Origin of the sequence: Nocardia carnea, from assembly GCF_029869215.1 — a bacterium.
GTDB lineage: Bacteria > Actinomycetota > Actinomycetes > Mycobacteriales > Mycobacteriaceae > Nocardia > Nocardia carnea_B.
Window position 1 is genome coordinate 1 of sequence record NZ_JARWPM010000166.1, and the last position, 7,799, is coordinate 7,799.

Annotated in this window: 1 protein-coding gene; it reads right to left on the reverse strand. The window is 65.3% G+C overall.

Annotated elements, in window-relative coordinates:
• Positions 1–7,138 (reverse strand): amidohydrolase family protein (locus QH276_RS11255; RefSeq protein WP_280406720.1); only part of this gene is annotated, 7,138 nt, incomplete at its 3' end.
• Between the last annotated feature and the right edge of the window lie 661 nt (positions 7,139–7,799).

A 7,799-nucleotide genomic window follows, 5' to 3' on the forward strand; every position in this document is an offset into this window, starting at 1 on the left:
CCCCGAACGGGTGCACGGCGGCGATCGCCTCGTCCACATTGTCGGCGGTGAGCCCGCCGGCCAGGATCACCGGCCGGCCCAGGCGGGCGAGTTCGCCGACGATCCGCGCGCTCACCGCCCAGTCGTGGGTCCGGCCGGTACGGGGCGGGCGTACGTTTCCTGCGAGCCCGGCAATTCCCGGGCTGTCCAGGTCCTCGGCGGCCGGGTCGAGATCTATCTGCGCTGCGCCACCATCCGGCCCCTCGATACCGTCAGCCCCCAGGGAGCGGACAAAACCCCCGGGATCGGACGATGCGGCACGGGCTGGTCCGCCGCCACCGGTGAACGGCGGCTGATTCGGCACCCTGTTGATCGCCGACCGATCCGGTTCTTGCCAATCGGGCTGATCGGAACCTGCGTGCAGTGGCTCGACTACGGGCGGCTCGAAGCCTTCCGCCGGGCTCTTGTCTTCCGTCACCTCCTCGAAAGGCATTTCTTCGCGCGGGTATTCGACCATGGCTGCGAGATCGCTGGGAGCCTGAGCCTCGGGGCCGGTGACCGCCCGCAGTGAGGGTAGGCCTTCATCGCAGTCGACGGTGACTTCATGCCCATACAGAGGTTGGCTCGGTGAATCGGCTCTACGCAGCGGCTTCTCACTGAATTGCGCCCCGAGTTCCTGCAGACGCCGGAACGTCTGCGGATCCAACCGGTGGTCTGCCGGATTCGCGACGCTGCCCGTCTTGACTTGCACCACCATCGGTGGCAAGCCTGACATCGTGTTGGCCAGCACAACCTGTGAGGCTTTGTCCACCGAACGGTTCAGCAGGAGATCCACCGCCCGCAGCCCCGGGCTTTCCAGCCGGGCACCCACTTCCGCCGCAAGCCGTTTCGCGCAATCCGCCGCGACCCTCTGCCAAGCCGAGTTACCCGCTTGGCTATTTACCACGGCATGGATACGGATACCGGAGTTCGCTGCCTTGGCGATCTCCACCCTCAGTGAGTTGTCCCCCGGAGCATCGGTCACGGTTACGGTCAGCCGCCGCCAGCCGTCGTCGTCCACCTTCACCTCGGACGTGAAAGACGGTGCTTGTGCAGCCTGCACGGCACTCGCCACCATTTCGATGGCCAGCGCCGCACCGCCGGAAAGCTCGAACTCGGCCACTTGCGCGCGCAACAGCGGCAAGATGGAATCCCGCTGATCGGGGCCGAGCTCGAGCCTCGGGCCCGGCCGGGCAACCGCGCCGGGTTCACCTGGTTCTGCCCTGAGAACTCCGAATGCTGACCCGACCACCCCCTGCACCGAATCGAGATCGGTCAGATCATCGATGTCGATCGAGATCCACCCGGGCCCGTCGTCCACGATTCGCCATCCGGAGCGTGCGAAACGAATGCCCTCGACCATGACCTCCGGATACCGGAGGCATAGTTCTCCGACCACCCGCTGAACTTCGGCTTCGATACCCGGCGCCGGCCTCGGGCCGCGTACCTGTCGCTCGACTGCAACGTTCTGCGTGGTGCCGTCACCCTCCTGCCACTCGGCAAACGAAGCACCATCAGACTCGTCCGATGGCACCGGACCTCCTGTGGACTGTGCCCGCTTGTTGATCTCGTCATCGAGTTGTTCCGGAGACGGAAGGAAGCCCTTGGGCAACCCCAGCGGGCCGCGGTATCCAGCGGTACCGTCCGGGCCGGAGGCTTCCTCACGTGCCGTAGCGCCACGGGGACCAGCGGGATCACCCTGTCGCGTTTCCTCGGCCGTGCTGCCGAACGCACTCCGGCTGTCGGCCCACAATCCCCGGCGGATCTCGCCGGCTGCATGGTCACCCTCGGCCTTGGGGATTTCACCTTTCCGTTCGAACCATTGCCCGCCGCCGTCCTGCACGAGGACCCGATTCCCCTGCACGAGAATCAATCCCTCGTTCACCGAGTTCGCGACGTTCCCGAAATAAACCCGCACGCCCGTCGCCGGTCCAGATCCGGCCCCGGCCTTGATCGCCTCCATCTGGTTACGGATATGGTCTTCAATCCGCCGCCGTACGTTCTCGTTTTCCGAGATCGCCTGCGCCACAGCCTGTGGACCGGCTTTGGCCATGATGGTGATCTCGCCGTCGGTCGTCGCCACGGCGACTTCGGGCGTCAACTTTTCGATTTTCGGCAATCGAATCAACCAAGGTGCGCTATCAGGATGCGGCGGCTCCTGTTCCAACGCATCGGAACGTCGGCGCGCGTCGGCGACGGACTCGATGGCCTGATCCGCGATGGGTGGCGTTCCCGCGGTGCGCTGCTGACCGTCGGTCTCCGAACCCGCTACCACCGCACCTGGTTCGTTCGTCACCACCCGGACCCGTCCGAGCAGGAACTTACCGTTCGCCATCCGTTGCGCGTCAGCAGCGGAGTCAACGGTAGCAGTGTGATACCAATCGATCAGGTCGATTAGGCTTTGGAACAGCCTTTTAAGATCCGTATGCTGGTCCGGCGCTGCATGTTTCAGCCGATCGTTCAGCTCCGACCGGATAGCGGCTGTGGTCTCACGGTCCAGCGGACGATCCACCAACTCCGAAGCCAACGGCGCACCGGATCGGCCGATACCTTCCAGCGCTCCCCGGATCTGTTGTTCGATGACGTCGATTTCCCTGGGCAGCGCAGCGGTAGCCGCGATCTCCTCGGTGTCGGAAAGCTTCCGAGTGTCGTCGTCCTCGGAAACCGGGAGCCGCGCGGTAGTTTTCGGATCGGAATCTGTGGAAGGCTCGTCCCCACCCGGTAAAGGCATTCCCGACCACGACGTGGGCCGGTCCGCTCCCGCCACCGCCGTCGACAGCTCCCCCTCCGCCAACGGCATCGCGGCCACCGGCCCGTCCCAGGCCATCCGGTAGTACTTCGTCGCGCCCGCCACCCGCATCCCACGGCGGTACGGGTAATCGAATTCTTGACCCCCAATGGTTTCCCGCACCCGCACCGGACCCGCGCCATCGCGGTACAGCACCAGCACATGACCATTGGTATCGGAGGGGTCAGCGTCCTCATCCGCCACATCCGCACCGACCAAAACAGTGCAGTCCGGACCGATGAGCGGTAGCTCGGTGTCATCGGAAACGATCACATGCACCAGATCGTCGAGATTCGTGACATACCCGCGCAGCCAGTCGTTCCCCAACGCCTCGGCCAAGGTGTACGACGCCCCGCCACCCAGACTGTCCGCCAGCGCCGCGATCCGCTCCCGCTGCTCCTTCGACACCTCTTGTGTGGACCCGGCCGAATCCTCGGCCCACACGCGCCCCACCCTGCCCGCGGCGAACCCCGCACCACCCACAGCGCACTGCCACGGCCGGTCCCCCAGACGACCCCGCCGCCGCTCCTCATCGGTGGGCTCGCGAGCTATGACCCCCTCGCCACCGGTCGCGTCGATCGCCGGCCGATCCGAATCGTCGGACGGTGCCTCCGCCTTCGGGCTGTCGACGGCCGAGTTGCCCTGTACCGCAGTCCGGTTCAACGAACCCTGGTACCCCGTCTCCTCCTCGACACGGTCCGTGTTCGCAGTGGAATCGTCTCCCTCCCCCCGGCTCAGTATCTCCCCTGGATAGACACCGGATTGATTCCCGTCACGCCAGACGACGGTGCCGTTCACCATGACCAGACCGATACCCGCGGACACTTTCCGCGGATCTTCATAGGTGGCGCGATCACCGACCGTTTCCGGATCGAACATCACCACATCGGCACGGTTACCGGCTTCGAGAGTGCCCCGGTCCGCGAAACCGAAGAACTCGGCGGGAAGGCTCGTCATCCTGCGGACCGCCTCCTCGAAGGAGAGCAGCCCCGATCCCAGTACCCGCGGAATACTCCCGAACAGACGCGGGTGCGGATGATCATCGTGGGGCAGACCGTCTGAACCGATCATGCTGTCCGGGTGTCGGATGATCGCGGCGACATCCTGCTTGTCCATCATGAAGAAAACCCCACCGGCGGGTTGCAGACGATCCACCGCCTCTTCCAGCGGGACGTTCCATTCGGTGGCGATATCTGTCAAGAGGCGGCCACTCATCTCGGGGTGGCTGTCCGACCACGCCACCAAGACCCTGCTCGACTCCCGCACCGAATCCATATGCAGCATCGTGGAACCAGCTTCGTAGGGATAGACATCGACCCAGACTCGAAGTCCTTCGCCCCCTTCGCTGCGCGGCTTGCGCGCCGCCTCGATCTTCGCCAGTCCGGCCTCGGCTTTGCCGTGGTTCGCCGCACCGGTGAACTTGTAATGCGAAATCAGTCCCCGAACTCCGGTTCGGCGCAAGACTTCGAAGGTCTCCTCCAGGTCGGCGTCGCTGCCCGAGTCATCGCGCATATGGGTGGTGTAGACGGCGTCGAATTCTGCCAGCACCTCCGCGAGGGCAACGATCTCCTCGGTGGTCGCATGAGCCGCGGGCGGATAGAAGACCCCCGTACTCAGCCCGATCGCACCCGCCTCCAACGCCGCCCGCAGCAACGCCCGCATTTCCTCGATCTCTGCAGCGGTGGCCGGACGTTCGTAATCCTCACCCATCACCTCCAGCCGCAATGAGGTGTGCCCGACCAGCATCGCAGCATTGGCGACCGGCGGCATATCGGTGAGCGCGCTGATATTGCTCTGCACCGTCGCGAAGAAATGCTCCTGCTCGGTGCCGACCAGATCCAACGGGGCCGGCGGGCGGCCGGCAGCGCTGCGCGGTGCGGAGCTGATACCGCAGTTCCCCACTACCACCGTGGTGATCCCCTGGCTGACCGCGGGAAGCATGGTGCCGAACAGCGCCCGATCGAAGTGACTGTGTGTGTCGATGAAGCCGGGAGAAACGATCTTCCCACCGGCATCGACCGTCTCACCCGCCGTGAATCCAGAAACATCGCCCACGGCGACGATGCGACCGTTGGAGATCGCCAACCCCCCACGAACAGGCGGGCGCCCCGTGCCGTCCACCAGAACGGCGTTCACGAACAGCATGTCGGCATGCTGCGCACCACCGGCCAGATCGGGCGGCGTTTCGTCCGAACGCGGCAAATCCGGTCCGGTTGCCAGGTCACGAACCTCCTGTCCGATTGCCTGCCTACTCGCAGCAGCCGCGGGTTCCTGGTGGTGGGTCGGATCGGTGCGATCGAACGGAATACGGTCCGTGCGCACTCCGGGATCACCGGCATCCAGTACATCCGGATCCCGCTCGTCAGCGACCGGAGGGCCGATGGGCCGTCCGGATGCGGTGCCGTCGTCGTCCGGGGGCGGCATTGCGGCTGCCGCGGTGCGTCTCTCCAGCAACAGACCCAAGGTCCAGTTGAGGAATCTGCCGGAGCCAGAGGCCGGTGAACTGTCCCGGCGATGCTTGCCTTCGTAGGCCCCGCGATGACGGCCCCTGTAATACAGGTCTTCGATATCGTCGGGTTCGGCGAAGGTGAGGTCCAGGTCCTCCTCCGGAAGAAACGGGAGGGTTTTATCGACCACGCCGGCAATGCGGTCACGTTCCACATCGACGTCCGGGCGGGCACTCCCCGGATACTCCGGTTGATCCGGTCGCGAGTCGGCTCCACCCGGCGACACCGTCGCGCCGGTATCGGTACTGGTAACCCCCGGCTCCGTTGACTCCGATGCGACCAGGACGGCGGTTCCCGGCGCACGATCCAGCGTCACCGTCCCACCGGGCGGTCCGGATTCGACCAGCCCGTCGATCGGGCTTGTCTCGGGCGGGGCGTCCACACCCGGAACAGCACGCTTTGTGCCGCCAGGTCCCGCCGCTCGGCGACGGGTCTCTTCAGCGGGTATGGATCTGCGCTTCCAGCCGGACCAAGCATCCGGTTCATCCGGGTTCGGCGGCGTCCGCCCGATCTTGCCGGGGTCGCCACCGCTTCCACCCACCGCACTTCCAGGCGCCCACCCCACCCGGTTGTGCCCAGACGCACCCGGTATGCCCGGGTTACCCGGCCTCGGTACCGGAGAAGTGCTGGTGGTGGCCGCAATGACGGACAGCGGCACCTGGAACAGATACCGCAGACCACGCCCGGTGACAGAGACGTCTGCCCCGTACTTCACCACACGCCGCTGTACGACGCGCTGCTGATCGGAAGCCACGATTTCATCGGCCTGAACCACTACGACCGGCCCACTGTCCGTGTCGGTCAGCCAGAGCGCGACGTTCAAGCTCGTTCGGGCATCGAAGGTAGCCAGCATCCGCCCCACCATCCGCGCGGTGAGCGCTACCGTCGCCGGCTCAGTGCCCTCGGGGAGCAGCTGTTTCGCGTGATCGCGGAGCCGGTCGTCCGTGAACCTCGTGCCCCCGGCACGGTGGATCCGGATCGGTCCTCCCGCTGCTGCCGACGGCTCGGATTCCGTCGGCGCCAGGTACCCCGCACTACCATCGAATTCGAGCATCCGGAGACCGAGGAGATGGGGTTGAGACGTTCCGGCCGCCTCCAGCTCCCGGAATCGAGCGATCGCCGCCGAGTCCAGCACCGGCAAATCGAACAGCGCGCGGTACAGCGCATATTCCGCAGTACGCCAGTCGGAATCGGGATTGCCACGGACATAGACGACCGACTCCGGCAACGCCTCCGCAGGATCGAGCTTCGGAAGCCGGAAAGGGATTCGCGGCGACGAATAACTGTAGTCGGAAAGTCTCCCGAGCCACCGCCTCTTGGGCACATCGATTTCACCGGCGGCGGTCAGCGCATCGAATGCGCCGCCGATATGCCGATCGATCCGCTCCTGCGCGAGGGTGACCTGCGACAGATCCAAGTCGGCGCGATCGGTTCCGTGGCCGAGGATTTCATGCAGGAACAAATCGACCCAGGGGTCACCGGATCCAGAGGCGAGCATTCGCCACCGAACCCGCCTTTCCGTACGGTTGGCGAATTTGTCCGGATGGGCGGCGAGATCCGGATCTATCGTGAGCTCCAGTCCGGGGACGTCGCGCCCCGGTATGATCGGACTCCACGCAATGGGTCCTATCTCGGCGGCCGTCCGGGCTTCCAGCGGAGCGAACCGGACTCTGACGAGAGGAACATGCGCAGCCAGCGACATCACCTGGGCGAACGCGGCAGCGATGTGCCGGGCAGTCTCCTCGGAAATTCTGTCGTCCAGCAGGCCGACGACCTCGATGTAGCCCGGATCCTCCGGACCTGCTGCTCCGCGAACGGCAGTCATCGCCTTGACTATCCGTCGCTTCGCGGAAATCGTAAGGTCATCATCGCGGCGACCGACCTCATCCCCGGGGTCGTCCAGACTATCCAGGCCACGTCGCAGGAGCCGGATCCTGTCCTCGCATTGTCGAACCCGTGCAAGTTCCGTCTCGTCGTCCAGCGCTTCCGCTCGGCGTCCCACCCGTACGCTCAGGTCAGAGATTCGCGACCGTAGTTGCGCCGGGTCAGGCTGGTCGTCGACCTGGGCCTGCCCCTCGTAAACCAGGCGAAGCAGCGCTATGTCACGCCGGATTGCTGACACCTCGGCGCCGAATCCCGCCTCGAAATCCTCCAGCGATTCCGGGGCCAGCAGCGTCTCGAGACCGGATCCCACTCGCACCCTCGGATCGTCCTTCGGTGCGCCTCCACGGTCGACGCCCGTGCCAACCTCGTTCGGATCACTGGCCTCGATATCCGCGACCAAAATCTGTGTGACGTCCCCCTCCTGGTCAAGGATCAGGATTTCTTCGAGACCGCTTATCTGTGCGGTCTGCAGCGTGTTTCGCACCGCCTCCGAATGCACCGGCGTGTTTGCGAGGTCCACAACGATCCGGGTTGGTCGACTCCGGTCGCCCATAGCCAGCAGACCCAGTTTTCGCAGAGCCCGCACAATCCCTTCCGCGGTC